Here is a 16,992-nt window from a genome sequence, read left to right as displayed (position 1 = left end):
GGTCAGCGGGCGTGGATCGGTGACATCTCCAGCACCAGCCACTTTCCGCCGCGCTTGGTCAGCGTCAGGCGCACCGGCACAACCGACTGCTTGACCTGCTGGTTCGCCACCGTCTGGACGCTGCGCATCACGACCGCCACCCGCGCTGCCGACGGCCCGAGCGCCTCGACACCGGCACTGAGCGTCTGCGCCTCCACCGCGATGTTGCGGTTGGCCATGTCGGTGGCGGTCCGGCCAATGCTCTCCCGGAACGCATTGACCCGGTCCGGGACCATGTAGGTGGCAGCCTTCTCGATCGATGCGTCCGGGTTGGCCGGCGAGACCGTGGCCGCAGCTTCGGCCATGGCAACGGCGGTCTTGACCGCCTCACCCGAGTCGATCTCCAGGTCGCGGTCGGGAACGGTCCAGCGCAGGTATCCGAGCACCGCCGCGGCCACCAGCGCGGCCGCGGCCAGTCCGACGACCCCGAAGCGCAGACCGGGCCGCTCGTTGTCGGTGCCGACCGTGACCGCGTCACGGCGCAGCAGCACGAAATTGACCACCATGCCTTCGACGATCAGCAGGATCAACACCGAGCAGAGCGACACGTACCAGACCGGCCAGTCCAGCGTCAGCCCCACCAGGAGCAGACCCCCGACCGCGGCCAGCGGCGCGGCGATGTCGACGAACACCACCCGCCACAGAGGTTGCGATTTCAAGAGTTCCAGCTTGCTCATCGAATCGACCTCAATCGGGAGATCATCATGTTGCCGGCGACGTCGGTGACGTCGAGGTGCAGAGCCCAGTGCACGGTCTGGGGCCTGCCGCCGACGTTCTCGGCGATCGAAGTGGCGATCACCATCACCGGGTCGGTACGGCCGGGGTTCGACGGCTCGTCGCTGCCGGTCGCGGCCGGCTCGTCGAGGTCGTGGTGCTCGAGCTCGATGGCGACAGCTTCGATCCGGCCGGTGCTGCGCGACTGGATTCGCTGCACCACGTCACGGTAGGGCGCCAAGGCGGCATCGAACTCGCTGTTGAGTTCGCCGACGGTCTTGTCGCGCAGCCGGGCCATGCCCTTCTCGACGTTCTCGGCGTTCAAGTTGATCAGCACGCTGGTCCAGCTGGCGGCGGTCTGCAGCACCCGGCTGCGGTAGCCGCGCTCATTGACATCTTCGTGGTGTTCGTACCAAGTGATCAGGCTGAAGATCAGCGCCGCCACCGCGACCACGCCGAGGGCCACCGAGCCCCACCCGTAGCCGGAGAGTCCACCGCCGGAGGCCGCCGCAGCCGGTTGCGCGTGGGTGGTTTTCTTGCCGGTCTTCGCCGGCGCCTTTTCGTGCACTTTTTCTGCGGCGGCCGGGTCCTCGAGGCTCTCGCCAGTGACGGCATCGGGCTCGGTGAGCTCCTGGTCCACCTCGGTGGCGTCGTCGGGTTGCTGCTCGTCAGGCATGGCGGTGACGCTACAGGAGAGCTGCGGCATCCGTCGTGGAAGGATGGGACGGTGACCTCACCAGCCACCCGTTCCGGGCTTGATCTCAGCTACGTAGATAGTGGTGTCCGCCCGCAGGACGATCTGTTCGGTCATGTCAACGGCCGCTGGCTCGACGGCTACCAGATGCCCCCGGACCGCGCCACCGACGGAGCCTTCCGCGCCCTGTTCGATCGGGCCGAAATCCAGGTTCGCGACCTGCTCATTGAAGCCAGCGGATCGACCGCGGCCACGGGCACCGATGAGCGCCGGATCGGCGACCTCTACGCCAGCTTCACCGACGAGCAGACCGTCCGTGAGCGCGGAGTGGAGCCGCTGCGCCGGGAGCTGGCCGCCATCGACGATGCCGGTGACCGCGACGCCTTGGCGCGGGTGGTGGGCGCGGGCCAGCGCACCGGGGTGGGCGGCGGCGTCGGGCTCTACGTGGACACCGACTCGAAGGACTCGACTCGCTACCTGCTGCACCTGAACCAGTCGGGCATCGGCCTGCCCGACGAGTCCTACTACCGCGAGGAACAGCACGCCGAGATTCTGGCGGCCTACCCGGAGCACATCGCGGCGATGTTCGCTCTGGTCTACGGCGGGCAACCGGACGCGCACGCCGCGACCGCGGCACGCATTGTGGCGCTGGAGACCCGACTGGCGAGCGCGCACTGGGACGTGGTGAAACGCCGCGACGCCGAGCTGACCTACAACCTGCGCACCTTCGCCGGGCTGCCGGCCGAGGCGCCCGGTTTCGACTGGGCCGGCTGGGTCGGTGCGCTCGGCGTCTCGGTGGCTGCTGCCGGCGAGCTGGTCGTGCGGCAACCCGATTTCCTGACGGCGTTCGCCGCATTGTGGGAGAGCGCGGACTTCGCCGACTGGCAGGACTGGGCGCGCTGGCGGGTCATTCATGCGCGCGCCGGGCTGTTGACCGAAGAGTTGATCGCCGAGGACTTCGAGTTCTACGGACGCCGACTGTCGGGCACCGAGCAGATCCGGGACCGCTGGAAGCGCGGCGTGTCCGTGGTGGAGTCCCTGATGGGCGATGCCGTCGGAAAGCTTTACGTGGCAAAGCATTTCCCGCCGGACGCCAAGGCACGCATCGATGAGCTGGTCGGCAACCTGCGGAAGGCCTACCGGGCGAGCATCACCAATCTGGATTGGATGACACCGGAAACGCGCGAGCGGGCGCTGGCCAAGCTGGACAAGTTCACCGCCAAGGTCGGCTATCCCGCAAAGTGGCGGGACTACTCTGCGCTGGTCACCGACCGAGGCGACCTGTACGGCAACTACCTACGCGGCTATGCGGTCAACTACGACCGCGAACTGGCCAAGTTGGGCGGGCCGGTAGACCGCGACGAATGGTTCATGACACCGCAGACCGTCAATGCCTACTACAACCCGGGAATGAATGAGATCGTCTTTCCCGCCGCGATCCTGCAACCGCCGTTCTTCGATGCCGGCGCCGACGACGCGGCCAACTACGGCGGGATCGGCGCCGTGATCGGCCACGAGATCGGGCACGGGTTCGACGATCAGGGCGCCAAGTACGACGGCGACGGCAACCTGATCGATTGGTGGACCGACGCCGACCGCGCCGAATTCGGTTGCCGCACCAAGGCGTTGATCGCCCAGTATGAGAAATATGTGCCGCGTGAACTGGACGGCGACCGCCACGTGAACGGCGCCTTCACCGTTGGTGAGAACATCGGCGATCTCGGTGGGCTGTCCATTGCTCTGCTGGCCTACCAGTTGTCCCTGGCCGGCGCCGAGGCCCCGGTGATCGACGGCTTGACCGGCACCCAGCGCGTTTTCTTCGGCTGGGCGCAGGTGTGGCGCACGAAATCCCGTGACGCCGAGGCGATCCGGCGTCTAGCGGTGGATCCGCACTCTCCGCCGGAGTTCCGCTGCAACGGGGTGATCCGGAACATGGACGCTTACTACGACGCCTTCGACGTCACGCCAGACGACGCGCTCTACCTTGAGCCCGCTGCCCGGGTCCGGATCTGGAACTGAGCGGGGGCTCAGTTCGACGGGGTGAGCACCGAGACGGTGGCACTTTTGCCGGTGGTGACAGGCACAGCGGTTTTTGCCAGTGAGCCCCAGCCAGCAACTCCCGATGGAAGCTGGGCGTCACCCGCTCCTGTCTAACCACATCTGCCGTTGGGCATGAATATATTCCGTGTCGTTCCCGGCCCCCAGCAGGACGGCGAGTTCCAACTGAACGGGCCAAAGGGACCGCTCGGCCCGAATCCGCCATCCTGGACATAGACGCTGCCGTCGGGGAACTTCTCTCCCCAACACGACTGTCTTCCTCCCTGCTCGAAGAAGTGACCACCAGGACACCAGTCCGCCCGGGCGTCCGGTACGTGCGGGTCGCCTTCAGCAGCTGCGGCCGGAGCAAGGCAGAGCACCAGGACTCCGACGGTCATCGCCACTACCTGAGCAAGTGACCTACTTGACTTCACTATGTGTGTCCTCCGAAGGTTCCAGCGCATTCCGACATGACGGCCGTGCGGGCCATGGTGCACTCTAGTGGATAGTAATCCTACTTTGGCGGAGTTGGGAGTAGTACGTCGCTGTCGCGCCCCAAGCTTAAAAAGCTCGATTGTCCCGGTTCCCACGTCACGTGGTCTGCACGTACCGCCTCACGGGCCCCAGCGATGAGCCCGGCGACCGAGGTTGCTATCAGCTATGTCGGCAGGCCACCATCGCGGCCAGCTGCCATGCCCTCTCGCGGGCCTACATCTGCCAGTCTTGCGAACCGTCGTTCTTGGTGTAGGTACCGACGGAGTTCTTCACCACGACGGGATCGCCGCTGCCGAAGTTGTCGTAGAACCACTTGGCGTTGGCCGGGCTGAGGTTGATGCAGCCGTGACTGACGTTGCGCTTGCCCTGATCGGCCACTGACCACGGCGCGCTGTGCACGAAGCCCCCGCTGTTGTCGATCCGGACCGCATCCTGCACGGTGAGCTTGTATCCCCAACTGGAGTTCACCGGAACGCCGTAGGTGGACGAATCCATCACCACCGTGGGGAACTTCTCCAGCACGTAGTAGGTGCCGTTGGGGGTCTCGTGTCCCCCGGCGCTCATCCCCATCGACATGGGGAAGGTCTTCTCCACTTTGCCGTCTCGGGTGATCGTCATCTGATGGGTCTTGTCGTCGGCGGTCGCCACCAGGGAATCACCAATGCGGAAGCTCGACTTGGTGCCGCCTGCGTCGATGTTGACGACGGTGTGGGCGGGCCAGAAGTTCAGCGGACGCCACCGCACCTGACTCGGGGTCATCCAGTAGAACTTGCCGGACACCGGCGGGTTCGACGAGATGTGGATGGCCTGCTCGGCCATCGCCTTGTCGGCGATCGGCCGCTGGAAGTCGATGATGATCGGCTTGGCGACACCCACCATCGATCCGTTGACCGGGTTGAACGACGGCGGCAGGAACGGCGGCGTGCCGGTGAACGGCTCCGGGTTCTGGCCGACGACCGGTCCGGACGCGGCGGCCGGCACCGCACCGGGCTGCCCCGGGGCTGCGGGGTCTGTCGACCCAGCCGGAACTGCCTGCGGGTCCGGACCCGGGGGGACGCCCTCGGGCGCGGCGGGTAGGCCGGGCGCGAGTTCGGGTGGCGGCGGCGGGAACGCGATCGGGTCGCCCGGCGGGGGCGGGGGCAGCTCCGCCGGGGGCGGCGGGAACTGCGGGAACTCAGGCGCGGGCGGCGCCGCCGGGTCGGCCGGGCCGGCGTCGGCGGCCGCTGGGTCGCCGGGCTGCTGCGGCGGGTCGGCCAGTGCTGTTCCGCAACCGAGCGTGAGACTGACGGCCAAACCAGCGGTGCTGAGCCACGCGCCGAGTTGCGCGAGCTTCCATCCCGACATCTACCTACCTCCGGTCACGATCTTGATCTCCAGTGTCTCACAGGATGGTCTCCAGCTAACTCTCCAAACGGGCGACATACGACGCAACACGTGTTAGACGATGGTCTTGAACTGGCCTTTTGACGGCCGGCGAAGTGGCGAACGTTACCGCTGCAAAAGCTTTAGGGAACTACGAACAGGCGTTTACTGGCCGCGATGCCGACCGCGGCGACACCGACCAGCAGTGCCGAGGCCGCCAGCATGGCCGAGGTCCCGGCCCGCTCGAACAGCAGCCCGCCGGCCAGCGAGCCGCCGGTGATGCCGACCTGAAACGCCGTCACGTACAGCCCCGACGCACCGTCGGGATCGTCGGGCGCGGTGCGCATGGCCGCCGACTGCAGCATCGGCGACACTGCCATCGCCATTGCCCCCCACAGTACAATCGCGCCCGCGCCCGCCACCGTCGTGCCGGTGGTGTGATGCCCGCCGATGGACAGCGCCGCCAGGACGACGAACGCCGCCGACATCGCGGCCATGCAGCCGCCGGTGACCAGCTTGGGCCGATGGTCGACCGGCCGGGCCAACAGCGGCATCGCGATCAACCCGGCGGCACCGAATGCGGCCAGCAACCACGCCAGGCGGGCGCCCGGCACACCGACCACATCACCGATGATCACCGCGATGAAGGTGTAGGAGATGAAATGCCCGGTGACGGCGATCAGCATCAGCGTGCTCACCGCCACCAGTCGCCCGTTGCGGTGGTGATGGTTTCCGACCAGCGCCAGCTGATCGGTGGTGAGCACCAGGGGCGGCAGCGCTATGCGGGCGGCCAGGGTGATGGCCGCCGCCGCCACCGTGATCACCACTACCGCCAACCGCCACCCCCACAGCAGACTCATCGCCGACGTCAGCGGGATGCCGACCACCAGCGCGAGGCTGGTGCCGACATAGATCGCCGTCGTCGCGCGGCCCGAATGGCTGGGGGGCACCAACCGGGTGGCGATGGGCGCCAGCACCGACCACATCAGGCCGTGCGTGACGGCGCACAGCGCCCGGCCGCCGGCCAGCACGGCGAAGTTGGGCGCCAGCGCCGAAATCACCTGTGAAGCGGTCAGGCAGACCAGCGTGAGCAGCAGCACCCGGCGGCGCGGCCAGAACGCGGTCCAGCGCACCAGCGGAAGCGTTGTCGCCGCTGCCACCACCGCATACCAGGCCAGCAACGTCCCGACCAGCGCTTCGCTGACGTTCAGACCGGCCGAGATCGCGGGCAGCGCGCCTACCGGCAGGATCTCGGCGGTGGCGTAGATGAAGGCCGCGGCGGACAGGATCGCCAACCGCGCCGTGGTCTGTGGTGTCCACGGCCGCAATCGGGCATTTCCGGTTTCGACAGTCATGTGTTGGGGGCAGCGTCGAGGGGTGTGTGGCGCATGGCGCTCCCGGTAACTGCCGGCTCACATGGTAACGGCGAGCGGGTCAGGAACGAACCAACCGCGCAATTGCCGCCGAGGCTTCGGTGAGTTTGGCGTCGGCCTCAGCGCCACCGGCTGCGACGGCCCCGCTGACGCAGTGCGCGAGGTGTTCGTCGAGCAGGTTCAGCGCCACCGACCGCAGCGCGCTGTTGACCGCGCTGATCTGGGTGAGGACGTCGATGCAGTACTTGTCGTCATCGATCATCTTGGCGATGCCGCGCACCTGGCCTTCGATGCGACGCAGCCGTTTGGCGTAGTTGTCTTTTCGCGGGGAGTACCCCGGAGCCTCGGTGGTCATGGCGCCCCCAACAGTCGGTTCATCTGATTGATCTCGGCTTGCTGAAACGGCAGGAGGGATTGCGCGATGCTGATCGCCTCCGGGCTCTTGCCGTGTTGAATCTGGTTCTGCGCCATCGCGATCGCGCCGCGGTGATGGGCGATCATCGTTTGCAGCCACAGCGTGTCGAATGCCGGGCCGCGCAAGGTGCGCAGCTTGTCGATGGTGGCCGTGTCCACCATGCCGGGAATGTCCGCGGCGTGGTCGCGGTCGGGGCCCCCGCCGGGGACCTCCCACTGCAGCAGCTGCGCCTGGCAACCCTGCAGCTCGGTGCGTTGCTGGGCTGCACTCTGGTCGGCGAACGCCACCAGCGCCGGGTCGCCGCTCTGGCTGTACACCATGGCCGCCAGCTCCAAGGACTGCTGGTGGTGGATCACGATGTCTTCCAGAAACCTCACGTCGCCGGGACTACCGGTGCTCATCCCTGCCGCGCTGGTCGACGCTTCGGGCGCCGGGGTGGGCGCGTGCTGGCAACCGCCGGCGGCAATGCTGACTATGGCCGCGACGACGACGGTGGGGACCGATCTCATGCGCCCACCTTAACGCATACCCCCGCGGGGTATTTATTCGTTTGGCCCGGTCCAGCCCTACCGGCATACTGAGCTGGTGAATTCGCCGAGCACCGACGCCGCCGGGGCGTCCGTCGATATCAAACCGCGCAGTCGTGACGTCACCGACGGCCTGGAGAAGACCGCCGCCCGTGGCATGTTGCGGGCGGTCGGCATGGGCGACGACGACTTCGCCAAGCCCCAGATCGGTGTGGCCTCGTCGTGGAACGAGATCACCCCCTGCAACCTGTCGCTGGACCGGTTGGCCAAGGCCGCCAAAGAGGGCGTCCTGGAAGCCAGTGGTTACCCGCTGGAATTCGGCACCATCTCGGTCTCCGACGGCATCTCGATGGGCCATGAGGGCATGCACTTCTCGCTGGTCTCGCGCGAAGTCATCGCCGACAGCGTGGAGACCGTGATGTGCGCCGAGCGGTTGGACGGCTCGGTGCTGCTGGCCGGTTGCGACAAGTCGCTGCCCGGGATGCTGATGGCCGCCGCGCGCCTGGACCTGGCCTCGGTCTTCCTCTACGCGGGCTCGACCATGCCGGGCTATGCAAAATTGTCCGACGGCACCGAGCGCGAGGTGACGATCATCGACGCGTTCGAGGCGGTCGGCGCCTGTTCGCGCGGGCTGATGTCCCAAGAGGACGTCGACATCATCGAGCGCTCGATCTGTCCCGGCGAGGGCGCCTGCGGCGGCATGTACACCGCCAACACCATGGCCAGTGCGGCTGAGGCACTGGGTATGTCGCTGCCGGGCAGCGCCTCGCCGCCGGCGATCGACCGGCGCCGCGACGGGTATGCCCGCGCCAGCGGCCAGGCGGTGGTGGAGTTGCTGCGCCGGGGAATCACGGCCCGCGACATCTTGACCAAAGAGGCGTTCGAGAACGCGATCGCGGTGGTGATGGCGTTCGGCGGATCGACCAACGCGGTGCTGCACCTGCTGGCGATCGCCCGCGAGGCCGAGGTGGATCTGACCCTGGCCGACTTCTCCCGGGTGGGCGCCAAGGTGCCGCACCTGGCGGACGTCAAGCCGTTCGGGGCGCACGTCATGTACGACATCGACAAGATCGGCGGCGTGCCGGTCATGCTGAAGACCCTGCTGGAAGCCGGTCTGCTGCACGGCGACTGCCTGACCGTCACCGGAAAGACGATGGCGGAGAACATCGCCGAGCTCAATCCCCCGGTCGTCGACGGCAAGGTGCTGCACGCGTTGACCAACCCGATTCACCCGACCGGCGGCATCACCATTCTGCGCGGCACGCTGGCGCCGGAGGGCGCGGTGGTCAAGTCGGCCGGCTTCGACACCGACGTGTTCGAAGGCACCGCGCGGGTTTTCGACGGCGAGCGGGCAGCGCTGGACGCGCTGGAAGACGGCACGATCAGCGCCGGCGACGCCGTGGTGATCCGCTATGAGGGACCCAAGGGCGGGCCCGGGATGCGCGAGATGCTGGCGATCACCGGGGCCATCAAGGGCGCCGGCCTCGGTAAGGACGTCCTGCTGCTGACCGACGGTCGGTTCTCCGGCGGCACCACCGGCCTGTGCGTCGGCCACATCGCCCCCGAGGCGGTGGACGGCGGACCGGTTGCGTTCCTGCGCGACGGCGACACCATCCGCCTCGACGTGGCCAACGCGACCCTGGACGTGGTGGCGGATCCCGATGAATTCGCCGCCCGCGCCCAGGGTTTCACCCCGCCACCGCCGCGTTACACCACCGGCGTGCTGGCCAAGTACCGCAAGCTGGTGGGCTCCGCCGCCCACGGCGCCGTCTGCGGCTGACCGTCGGCGGCCCCTGGGGCCCACCTGCCTGCGAGGGGACCACTCGCGGGGAGTTCGTCAGGCGTGCCTGGCTGACTCACCGCGCGCCCGCATACCGAAGTACGCGGCATTGAGGCCGAGGATCGTCAACACCGCACCGGTGATCACGTTGGACCAGATCATCTCGGTGCTCGGCGATCCGTGCATCAGAATCCAGGGCGACGCGATGAACCACACCCCGAAGACCGGCAGGGTCCAGGCGAGCCCGTGCATGCGATCCAGTGCCGCCGCCATCCCGCACGCGAGGAAGGCGACGCAGAGTCCGACGACCAGGTTGGTGATGGTCAGCCTGGTGGTCGCGTCGAATCCGACGACCCACGGGGATACCGCCCCGTAGACGGCCGTCAGCAGGGTCAATCCGAAGGTTCCCTGAGCCGTCATCGACTCGGCGACGCGTTCGTACCGTGCGCGCAGAGCTAACAGGTCAGGGTGGTTTTCTATTGATGAATGGACCGTACTCATTTCGTAACCTTTCTGTTATGCAACAGGCGGTTTCACGCCGGATGCACCCATCCATCTGGTGAAAGACTACGCCCGAACACTGTTCGTCAGCAACGAAAAATTCCGCCGCCAAACGGCGCCAGGCCACTCCTAGTCGACGACGGCCAGGGCGAAGCCGTCCCAGCCCTTGGCCCCGACTGTCTGCACGGCGGCGGCCCGCAGCCGCGGGTGCCTGCCCATCAGCTCCAAGGCGTCCCGACTGCCGCGCGCCGTCGCGTCGTCGGAGCGCGGCTGAAGGATCGCGCCCTCGCGGATCACGTTGTCCACCACGATCACCGAGCCCGGACGGCTTAGCTGCACGGCCCAGTTCAGGTAGCCGACGTTGTTCTCCTTGTCGGCGTCGATGAACACCAGATCGAACGGCTCGCCGGTCAACGTGGGCAGGGTGTCCAGCGCGGCGCCCACCCGAATCTGCACACGATCACCGACGCCGGCCCGGTCCAGATTGCCCCGAGCCACCTCGGCATGCGTGGGTTCGTACTCCAGCGTCACCACCGAGCCAGTCGGCCCGACGGCGCGCGCCAGCCAGATGGTGCTGTAGCCACCCAGCGTGCCGATCTCCAGGATGCGGGTGGCACGGGTCGCGGTCGCCAGCAGATTCAGGAACTTGCCCTGTTGTACCGAGACCGCGATGGGCGGTAGACCGGCATCGTCGCTGGCGGCCAGCGCCGCTGTCAACGCCGGGTCTTCTCCGGCGAACAGGTTGTCCAGCAAGGCATCGACATCGCGGGGCGTGGGCTTTTCAGTCACTTCATCCACGCTAGCCCGCGATCGCCGTTCTGACTCCTGATTTTTCTTTACCCCATACCCCTATGGGGTATATAGTCAGGGCACCCGGCCGCCGCCGGGGATCACAGAGGAAGGTGTGACACATGGCGAACTACGAGGATGGAACCCTGCTGACGTGCGGCCACGAAGGCTGCGGCTGCCGCGTCCGCATCGAGACGGCGTGCCACTGCTCTGGCTCGGGGCAGGCCTACCGCTGCACCTGCGGCGACGAGCTGGTACCCGTCAAGAGCTGACAACAGACGGCGCCGGTGACGCACAACCTCGACCGTTGTGCGTCACCGGACGCCTTTCCTTGGTGTACACCACCGGGGGGCTAAAGCTCCGACAGGACTGGCGCAGATAGTTCACAAGGGTTCGCCGATGTCTGGAAGTAGCGCAATGTCCTGCGGTTGCCCGTTGCGAAACATGGCTGCAAGTTCACGGACACGTCGCTTGGCCCAGACGACATCAAAGTCACTGAGCACGCCATCGTCAGATCATGACCGACACCGCACCAGAGCGCACGTCACCGCACACCCTCTTTGGCGAACACCACCCGCAGCACATAGCCCAGCTCCGGACCCATCACGATTTCGGCCAGCTCGCAGAATGTCGCGACGAATTCCGGGCCGTGCGGCGGTCGCGCGTCACACAGATGGTGCGCAATCTCATGCAGCACCACCAGTTCCCGCAACGCCCAGTCCACGCCGCGCTGATCCGGTACGGCGATAACGCCTGCCGCACCAAGCCTTTCGTAGTGCGCCGCCGCGGTTCCCCGGCGCGCGCGCACGCTCAGCGCAGAAGCATCCGGCCACCGGGCGCGCACCGTCGACAACGCCATCACGTCATCGACGTAGCGCCGGACGGCGGCCACCGAACCGAAGCGGGCCTCGGGCGGCAACGTCAGTTCGGTGCCGAAGAACTCCATGCTGCGCCTGCCGCTCTCGGCAGCGCGGTCGAACAAGGTGCGGACGAAGACCTCCGCGGCGTAGACCTTGGCGCGCTGACCGTCGCGCTCGGAAGCGCCGTCACTCAATGTTCCCGCGCTCACCGCTCCAGCGCGGACCGCGCCCCCGACAGCTCGGCATTCTCGCCCAGCCGGGCGTTGCGCCCAGCCCGGTCCCCGGCGCGTCGTGCCGCAGACGAATACCCCGCGGATGCCCGGGTGGCCCGCCAGGTGCCCCGCGCCTTGGAGTTACCACGGTAGAAGTCGTGAAGCTCGACCTCCTTGTTGCGCAACGCAATCGCGGTGCCCGGTGGCCGGCTCCGGTCCTTCTCGGCCGCGCGTCGGGTCTCGTCGCGGGCCTCGGCGAGCCGCTGGCCCACCCGAGCGCCGAATGCCAGATGGAAGTTCAGCCGAGCGGTGATGGTCGGGGTAGGGCGGTGCGCACCGGTGGCGATATAGGCGTCCGAGGCCCGGACCATCTGAACGACCAGGCTGGCATAGAGCGCATGGGTGGCGTCGATGTCCTCGGCGAATCCGTAGGCGTAGACATAGGTCGAGTTGGTCGCCACGTCGCAGCGCACGTCGTTGGCCGCGGCGATCCCCACGAACAGCTGCACATAGGTGCGCAGCCCCCGGGCGCCGGGCTCGCCGATGGTGATGGTGCGCTGCACCGGCGCGGTGGCCGCCGTCCGGGTGGCTGAATGCGCGCGAGCCACCGCCAGGTCGATAGAGGTCGCGGTGGCCAGCCGTTGCGCCGCCGCCATGAAGGCGTCGGCTTCGTGGGCGTTGTCGGTGCCCTCGGCCTGGCGCAACAGTGCGGCGATCCGCGCCAACATCTTGTCGTCGGTGCTCACTGCCGCCGCCCCTCAGCATCGCTGCGCTCTGCCTCGTCGTCGGTGCTCATGGCCGCCACGCTAACCGACATCGGCGACACCGCGCCGCCAGCAACTCACAGGTGCGCGTCGATCCAGCCCACCACGTCGTCGAGCACCTGCGCACGCTCGGGCTCGTTGAACACCTCGTGGTAAAGCCCCGGGTAAACGGTCAACCGCACATCGTTCGAACCGACGCACTCCACCAGCCGCCTGCTTCCCTCGGCAGGCACCAGACCGTCGTCAGCGCCGTGCACCACCAGCAGCGGCACCGTCAGTGCCTGCGCCCGCGTCGGCATGGTCTCGCCGACCTTCATCAGCGCCCGCGCCACCCCGGCCGGCACCAGACCGTGGTGCACCAGGGGATCCTCGTTGTAGGCGACCACCACCGCCGGGTCGCGCGAGACCAGCGCACTGTCGAGTTTCTCCACCGGCAGGCTCGGCGCGACAGCGCCCACCGCCTTCGCGACGAACGCCAACCCCGGCGACACCGTGTCGGTCATGGCCACCGCGGGTCCGGACAACACCATCAGCTGGTAGTCGTCGGGACGGTCGACGCCGTAGCTGAACACGATCGCCCCACCCATGCTGTGCCCGAGCACCACGCGCGGCAGCCCGGGGTGCTCGCGGGCAGCGATACCCGCCAGCGTGTGGAAGTCACCGGTGTATTCCGCGATGTTGCGGCACAGCACCCGCTTGCCGCCCGAGCGGCCGTGTCCGCGGTGGTCCAGCGCATAGGTCACCAACCCCGCGGCAGCGAACCGCTGTGCGACGTGGTCGTAGCGACGGGCATGTTCGCCGAAGCCGTGCGACAGCACCACCACGGCGCGCGGCCGCGCGTCGGGCGTCCAGGTGTCGTAGACGATCGGAACCCCGCGCACGCCTTCAAAGGTTCGCTCGGTGCGGGTCCCGAAACTGGGAGATGCCATCAGGGCAGCGTAACGGGCAAAGAGTCCGCCCAGGTAACCTCGCCAGCCATGGGACGAGTCGAAGGCAAAGTTGCGCTGATCAGCGGCGGGGCGCGGGGCATGGGCGCGGCACACACCCGGGCGCTGGCCGCCGAGGGCGCCAGGATCGTGATCGCCGACGTACTGGAGGACGAGGGCAGCAAACTCGCCGATGAGCTCGGGGCCGACACCGCCCGGTTCGTCCGCCTCGACGTCACCCAGGCCGACCAATGGCAAGCGGCCGTTTTGACCGCGGTCGATGCTTTCGGCAGCCTCGACGTGTTGGTGAACAACGCCGGGATCGCCAAGTACAACACCATCGAGAACTTCGACGCCGCCGCCTGGCAGCAGGTTCTCGACGTCAACCTGACCGGAACCATGCTGGGCATGCATGCCGCCGTCGCCCCGATGAAGGCCGCCGGCGGCGGCTCCATCATCAACATCTCCTCGGTCGAGGGGATGCGTGGCACCGCCGGCCTGTACGGCTACGTCGCCTCGAAGTGGGGTGTGCGCGGCCTGGCCAAGGCCGCCGCGGTGGAACTGGCGCCGCACAACATCAGGATCAACAGTGTGTTGCCCGGGCTGATCCGCACCCGGATGACCATCGCCATCCCCGATGACTCCCTGCAGATTCCGCTGGGCCGGGCCGCCAAGTCCGCGGAGGTGGCCACCGCGGTGGTTTTCCTGGCCTCCGACGAGTCCTCCTACATGACGGGGTCCGATCTGGTCATCGACGGAGGCCTGTCCGTGGGCATTCCTCACAAGACCAGCTAGGACAGTATCTTCCCAGGTAAGAGCACCCATCGGACCTGCTTCTGAAACGTGTTCTATGATGGCCGGTCATGAAGACCAAGGGCGCATTGTTGTGGGAGCTGAACTCGCCGTGGCGGGTCGACGAGATCGAGCTGGGCGACCCGGTTGAAGGCGAAGTCCAGGTCCGGATGCACGCCGCTGGGATGTGCCACTCCGATTACCACCTGACCACCGGAGCCACCCCGATGGCGCTACCGGCGCTGGGCGGCCACGAGGGCGCCGGCGTCATCACCAAGGTCGGCAAGGGTGTCACCGGCCTGGAAGAGGGCGACCACGTCGTGATGGCCTTCATCCCGGCCTGCGGCAACTGTCCGCCGTGCATGAAGGGCTTCCGCTCGCTGTGTGACCGCGGGGCGGTGCTGCTGGGCGGCAAGGCCATCGCCGACGGCACCAACCGGATCCACGCCGGTTCACACGAGGTCTCGGCGATGAACCTGCTCGGCACGTTCTCGCCCTACATGACCGTGCACCAGGACTCCGTGGTCAAGATCGACAAGGACGTGCCCTTCGAGACCGCAGCCATCATGGGCTGCGCGGTTCCGACCGGCTTCGGTTCGGCCACCAACGTCGCCGAGGTCAAGCCCGGCGAGACCGTGATCATCATCGGTGTCGGCGGTATCGGTATGAGCGCCCTGCAGGGTGCGGTGCTCGCCGGTGCACGTCGCGTCATCGCTATCGACCCGGTGCCCTTCAAGCGTGACCAGGCCGTCAAGTTCGGCGCCACCCACGTCTACCCGTCGATGGCCGAGGCGATCATGCCGGTCATGGAGGAGACCTGGGGCCTGATGGCCGACAAGGTGATCATCGCGGTCGGCGACATGAAGGGCGAGTACATCGAAGAGGCGATGATCCTGACCGCCAAGACCGGAACCTGCGTGGTCACCGGCATGGGCTCGATGGTCGACGCGGACGTCAAGCTGAACCTGTTCCTGTTCACCATGTTGCAGAAGACGTTGAAGGGCAACATCTTCGGCGGCGGCAGCTCGCACATCGAGACACCCAAGCTGGTGGGGCTGTACAAGTCCGGGTTGCTCAAGATCGACGAGATGATCACCACGACTTACAAGCTCGAGGACATCAACACCGGCTACCAGGACATGGTGGACGGCAAGAACATCCGCGGCGTCATCACCTACGACGAGTCGGACTGGTAAGCGGCTACTTCCTGTCCTGCGGCAGCCGGCAGCCGGTGTAGCCGGAGACCACCAGGTTGCCGCGGTAGCCGACTTTGATGAAAAGGCCGGTGGGACCGTAAAACCCGACGTCGTGATTGCCCGGCTGGTTCTGCATCACCTGAACCTCGGTGGCCTCCAGCTTGGCGGCCGCCGACTTGGCGACCTCTTCGAGCTTGACCCAGGTCTGCTCTGAGACCGCGACATCCCGGGCAACGGCGTCCGGCAGGAAGTAACGCTTACCGTCGGTTTGCTCATATGGCCGCTCGCAATTTCCGCCATCGCCCTCGTCCAGCGTCTCCCAGACGATGGATGGGATGAGTTGCCTTGCGGCGGCGGTTATTTCATTCATCGTATCGGCTACCTGGGTTCGGGTGTCCTCGAGCGACGGCAACGACTTGAGCACGGCCAAGGCCTCGGCGGCGACGCTGGGCGGAGTGGGTTCATACGGTTGGGACACGTGACATCCTGCGGTTAGTGCGACGCTGGCCATGACAGCGAACAGGCATCGTCGCGGCTGGAGTGGGGACACTTGGTGAAACATCAATTTCGTCGAACCGCCTTGTCGCCCAGGCCGGCTAGGACCGCGGCGATGTTGTAGTTGGTCGTCCGGAGGCCTCCACCGTCGGGGAAACGGGGGTAGTCACTGTGGCCGTGAGCCTCTTGCAGGGTGAGGGTGCCACCGTGGCCGTCGGGCACCGTCGCGGCGCCGGTGTCCAGCCGGGTGAAGTCCGGGTTGGTCGCCGGATTCGGCCCGAAATCCCCGAACTCGTTGTTGAGGTAGGTACCGAGAATGGGAACGCCCTGGCCGATCGATCGCGCGTCATAGACCCACTGAATCGGGTCGTCCGGAGCTTCCATGGCGAACACCTGCCCGGGCTGCAGGTGTAGTTGCTGGGGCGTGGAGGCCTCGATGCCCGGAGATCCGTAGAACAGCGCCCGCGATACCCCGTGATCGCCGGGCTCCTGCAATGCCAGCCCGGTGGTCAGCGACCCATAAGAGTGCCCGATCGCGGTGAGATCGGCGGGGCCGCCGACGTGCGAGGCCTGGATCCCGTCATAGAAACGCGCCAGGTCATGCGCGCCGGAGCGGGCGAGGTCGTCGTGGGTGACTCCCCAGATTCCGGCCAGCGATGCGGACTTGTCGTCGAACCCGGGCACCTGTGGGGGGTCGTACCCGATCCAGGCGATCGTCGAGACGGTATCGCTCTCGTGCCCCGGCTCGAACCGCAATTGCCGCAGCGCTTCCCGTCTGAGGTTGGTTGCTTCTTCGGTCATACTCCCGATGGCTCCGTGCACCGTCGTGTTCAGCCCGGGCGTGGTGACTGAGACATGGGTGGCCTTGTCCGGGTCACCGACGGCGATGGCCGCGCGGACCTGCGTGCCACTCTCGGTGTCCAGCAGCATCAATTTCCGGTCGGGACTGGCACTGACGGCGGAATCGACGGCCTTCAGGTCGTCCAGATACCTGTCTCTTATACACATCTGACGCTGCCGA

The 16,992-nt window shown here is 67.1% G+C and carries 18 protein-coding genes; 5 read left to right on the top strand and 13 right to left on the bottom strand.

Translation table 11 applies throughout. The features are described from left to right. Positions 1 to 2: 2 nt before the first annotated feature. Together LI94_RS06265 and LI94_RS06260 are read right to left on the bottom strand one after the other, a co-directional pair. Positions 3 to 716 (bottom strand): hypothetical protein, encoded by a 714-nt coding sequence (locus LI94_RS06265; RefSeq protein WP_024442666.1) that lies wholly within the window; start codon positions 714 to 716, stop codon positions 3 to 5. Continuing rightward, on the bottom strand, positions 713 to 1,429 hold the full coding sequence (locus LI94_RS06260) for a hypothetical protein (protein ID WP_024442665.1): 717 nt from the start codon (positions 1,427 to 1,429) through the stop codon (positions 713 to 715). Before LI94_RS06260 ends, LI94_RS06265 begins: the two co-directional genes overlap by 4 nt. A 51-nt stretch (positions 1,430 to 1,480) precedes the next feature. Between LI94_RS06260 and LI94_RS06255 the strand changes: the two genes are divergently transcribed. Beyond that, on the top strand, positions 1,481 to 3,466 hold the full coding sequence (locus LI94_RS06255) for a M13 family metallopeptidase (protein ID WP_046300644.1): 1,986 nt from the start codon (positions 1,481 to 1,483) through the stop codon (positions 3,464 to 3,466). Between the two features lie 726 nt (positions 3,467 to 4,192). On the opposite strand, the gene LI94_RS06250 is transcribed toward LI94_RS06255, so the two are convergent. From LI94_RS06250 to LI94_RS06235, 4 genes are all read right to left on the bottom strand, one after another. Continuing rightward, positions 4,193 to 5,323: a L,D-transpeptidase family protein gene (locus LI94_RS06250; protein WP_046300643.1), complete on the bottom strand. Its 1,131-nt coding sequence runs from the start codon at positions 5,321 to 5,323 to the stop codon at positions 4,193 to 4,195. Between the two features lie 161 nt (positions 5,324 to 5,484). Continuing rightward, positions 5,485 to 6,696 carry an MFS transporter gene (locus LI94_RS06245; protein WP_024442662.1) on the bottom strand — a complete coding sequence of 404 codons (1,212 nt, stop codon included), beginning with the start codon at positions 6,694 to 6,696 and terminating at the stop codon, positions 5,485 to 5,487. A 79-nt stretch (positions 6,697 to 6,775) separates the two neighbouring features. Next, positions 6,776 to 7,069: a metal-sensitive transcriptional regulator gene (locus LI94_RS06240; protein ID WP_024442661.1), complete on the bottom strand. Its 294-nt coding sequence runs from the start codon at positions 7,067 to 7,069 to the stop codon at positions 6,776 to 6,778. Further along, positions 7,066 to 7,638: a DUF305 domain-containing protein gene (locus LI94_RS06235; protein WP_046300642.1), complete on the bottom strand. Its 573-nt coding sequence runs from the start codon at positions 7,636 to 7,638 to the stop codon at positions 7,066 to 7,068. Before LI94_RS06235 ends, LI94_RS06240 begins: the two co-directional genes overlap by 4 nt. Positions 7,639 to 7,711: 73 nt before the next feature. On the opposite strand from LI94_RS06235, the gene ilvD reads away from it, so the two are divergent. Beyond that, positions 7,712 to 9,436, top strand: a complete 1,725-nt coding sequence (gene ilvD / locus LI94_RS06230) for a dihydroxy-acid dehydratase (RefSeq protein ID WP_152664760.1) — start codon at positions 7,712 to 7,714, stop codon at positions 9,434 to 9,436. A gap of 57 nt (positions 9,437 to 9,493) precedes the next feature. Here the strand turns inward: ilvD and LI94_RS06225 are convergent, their stop codons facing one another. Together LI94_RS06225 and LI94_RS06220 are read right to left on the bottom strand one after the other, a co-directional pair. Further along, entirely contained in the window at positions 9,494 to 9,937 is a 444-nt protein-coding gene (locus LI94_RS06225) for an SPW repeat protein (protein WP_046300641.1), read from the bottom strand. Positions 9,938 to 10,066: 129 nt separating this feature from the next. Next, a complete protein-coding gene (locus LI94_RS06220; RefSeq protein WP_024442657.1) occupies positions 10,067 to 10,726 on the bottom strand; it encodes an O-methyltransferase in 660 nt (219 codons plus the stop codon). Positions 10,727 to 10,848: 122 nt separating this feature from the next. Here LI94_RS06220 and mymT point away from each other — a divergent pair, with 122 nt between their 5' ends. Beyond that, a complete protein-coding gene (gene mymT / locus LI94_RS22120; protein ID WP_081654569.1) occupies positions 10,849 to 10,998 on the top strand; it encodes a metallothionein MymT in 150 nt (49 codons plus the stop codon). A 272-nt stretch (positions 10,999 to 11,270) separates the two neighbouring features. Here the strand turns inward: mymT and LI94_RS06215 are convergent, their stop codons facing one another. The 3 genes from LI94_RS06215 to LI94_RS06205 all read right to left on the bottom strand — a co-directional run bounded on the left by LI94_RS06215 (position 11,271) and on the right by LI94_RS06205 (position 13,491). Continuing rightward, a complete protein-coding gene (locus tag LI94_RS06215) occupies positions 11,271 to 11,780 on the bottom strand; it encodes a TIGR04338 family metallohydrolase (protein ID WP_046300651.1) in 510 nt (169 codons plus the stop codon). Between the two features lie 11 nt (positions 11,781 to 11,791). Continuing rightward, a complete protein-coding gene (locus LI94_RS06210) occupies positions 11,792 to 12,526 on the bottom strand; it encodes a DUF2786 domain-containing protein (RefSeq protein ID WP_046300650.1) in 735 nt (244 codons plus the stop codon). Between the two features lie 113 nt (positions 12,527 to 12,639). After that, positions 12,640 to 13,491: an alpha/beta hydrolase gene (locus LI94_RS06205; protein ID WP_046300640.1), complete on the bottom strand. Its 852-nt coding sequence runs from the start codon at positions 13,489 to 13,491 to the stop codon at positions 12,640 to 12,642. 48 nt (positions 13,492 to 13,539) lie between these two features. Here LI94_RS06205 and LI94_RS06200 point away from each other — a divergent pair, with 48 nt between their 5' ends. Both LI94_RS06200 and LI94_RS06195 read left to right on the top strand, forming a co-directional pair. Beyond that, positions 13,540 to 14,283 carry a glucose 1-dehydrogenase gene (locus LI94_RS06200; RefSeq protein WP_046300639.1) on the top strand — a complete coding sequence of 248 codons (744 nt, stop codon included), beginning with the start codon at positions 13,540 to 13,542 and terminating at the stop codon, positions 14,281 to 14,283. A 68-nt stretch (positions 14,284 to 14,351) separates the two neighbouring features. Then, positions 14,352 to 15,476, top strand: a complete 1,125-nt coding sequence (locus LI94_RS06195; protein ID WP_024440925.1) for an NDMA-dependent alcohol dehydrogenase — start codon at positions 14,352 to 14,354, stop codon at positions 15,474 to 15,476. A 4-nt stretch (positions 15,477 to 15,480) separates the two neighbouring features. Here LI94_RS06195 and LI94_RS06190 read toward each other — a convergent pair whose 3' ends face one another. Beyond that, positions 15,481 to 15,954, bottom strand: a complete 474-nt coding sequence (locus tag LI94_RS06190; protein ID WP_046300638.1) for an LppA family lipoprotein — start codon at positions 15,952 to 15,954, stop codon at positions 15,481 to 15,483. Positions 15,955 to 16,037: 83 nt separating this feature from the next. Then, the coding region (locus LI94_RS06185) for an alpha/beta hydrolase (RefSeq protein ID WP_046300637.1) at positions 16,038 to 16,992 on the bottom strand (955 nt) is incomplete at its 5' end.

Source organism: Mycobacterium sp. UM_Kg27 (genome assembly GCF_000972905.1).
Classification (GTDB): domain Bacteria; phylum Actinomycetota; class Actinomycetes; order Mycobacteriales; family Mycobacteriaceae; genus Mycobacterium.
The sequence above is the reverse complement of the archived record's forward strand: the minus strand, read 5'-3'. Positions and strand labels throughout refer to the sequence as shown.

Coding starts and splice junctions, on each gene's coding strand:
- LI94_RS06225 (WP_046300641.1), bottom strand. CDS start 9,937: ATGAGTACGGTCCATTCATCAATAGAAAACCACCCTGACCTGTTAGCT.
- LI94_RS06250 (WP_046300643.1), bottom strand. CDS start 5,323: ATGTCGGGATGGAAGCTCGCGCAACTCGGCGCGTGGCTCAGCACCGCT.
- LI94_RS06260 (WP_024442665.1), bottom strand. CDS start 1,429: ATGCCTGACGAGCAGCAACCCGACGACGCCACCGAGGTGGACCAGGAG.
- LI94_RS06240 (WP_024442661.1), bottom strand. CDS start 7,069: ATGACCACCGAGGCTCCGGGGTACTCCCCGCGAAAAGACAACTACGCC.
- mymT (WP_081654569.1), top strand. CDS start 10,849: ATGGCGAACTACGAGGATGGAACCCTGCTGACGTGCGGCCACGAAGGC.
- LI94_RS06205 (WP_046300640.1), bottom strand. CDS start 13,491: ATGGCATCTCCCAGTTTCGGGACCCGCACCGAGCGAACCTTTGAAGGC.
- LI94_RS06245 (WP_024442662.1), bottom strand. CDS start 6,696: ATGACTGTCGAAACCGGAAATGCCCGATTGCGGCCGTGGACACCACAG.
- LI94_RS06235 (WP_046300642.1), bottom strand. CDS start 7,638: ATGAGATCGGTCCCCACCGTCGTCGTCGCGGCCATAGTCAGCATTGCC.
- LI94_RS06210 (WP_046300650.1), bottom strand. CDS start 12,526: ATGTTGGCGCGGATCGCCGCACTGTTGCGCCAGGCCGAGGGCACCGAC.
- LI94_RS06265 (WP_024442666.1), bottom strand. CDS start 716: ATGAGCAAGCTGGAACTCTTGAAATCGCAACCTCTGTGGCGGGTGGTG.
- LI94_RS06195 (WP_024440925.1), top strand. CDS start 14,352: ATGAAGACCAAGGGCGCATTGTTGTGGGAGCTGAACTCGCCGTGGCGG.
- LI94_RS06200 (WP_046300639.1), top strand. CDS start 13,540: ATGGGACGAGTCGAAGGCAAAGTTGCGCTGATCAGCGGCGGGGCGCGG.